Consider the following 508-nt stretch of genomic DNA (forward strand, 5'->3'; position numbering starts at 1 on the left):
TGGGCGGCTGCTTAAATAGCGATTTAGTCTCTGAGTTAGGTTTAGCGCAATCGACTGTATCAGAACACTTACGCATTCTAAAACAGGCCGGGTTTATCAGTGCAGAACCCAACCCGCCAAAGGTTTGTTACCGTATTCAACGTGAAAAACTGAACGCGTTTAACGCTCAGTTTTCCGGTTTATTTAGCTAAGACACGTTGCGCGCTTTCCACGCGCGCAAAGATAAACTATAACTTAATACATCGCCTTTCGACGATAAACGAATAGAGACCACTATGACGACTGAAGTTTTAAATAGTGCCAGTGAAAAAATGAGCTTTCTTGACCGCTACTTAACGGTCTGGATTTTTGTCGCAATGGCCATCGGCGTGGGGATAGGCGCAGTCTACCCGCAAGTAGCAGAATGGAACGAAGCGATGTCCGTTGGTAGTACGAACGTACCGCTCGCCATTGGTTTGATTTTGATGATGTACCCACCACTCGCCAAGGTGAACTACGGTCTATTGGG

General features: G+C 46.5%; 2 protein-coding genes. Both read left to right on the plus strand.

Features of this window, described 5'->3' with window-relative positions; all coding sequences use genetic code 11:
- Positions 1-191: winged helix-turn-helix domain-containing protein (locus tag R7O13_RS31115; protein WP_318305763.1), on the plus strand; the 191-nt coding region annotated here is incomplete at its 5' end.
- A gap of 84 nt (positions 192-275) precedes the next feature.
- Positions 276-508: arsenic resistance protein (locus tag R7O13_RS31120; protein WP_412125761.1), on the plus strand; the 233-nt coding region annotated here is incomplete at its 3' end.

The organism is Vibrio sp. Y176, from assembly GCF_033438945.1.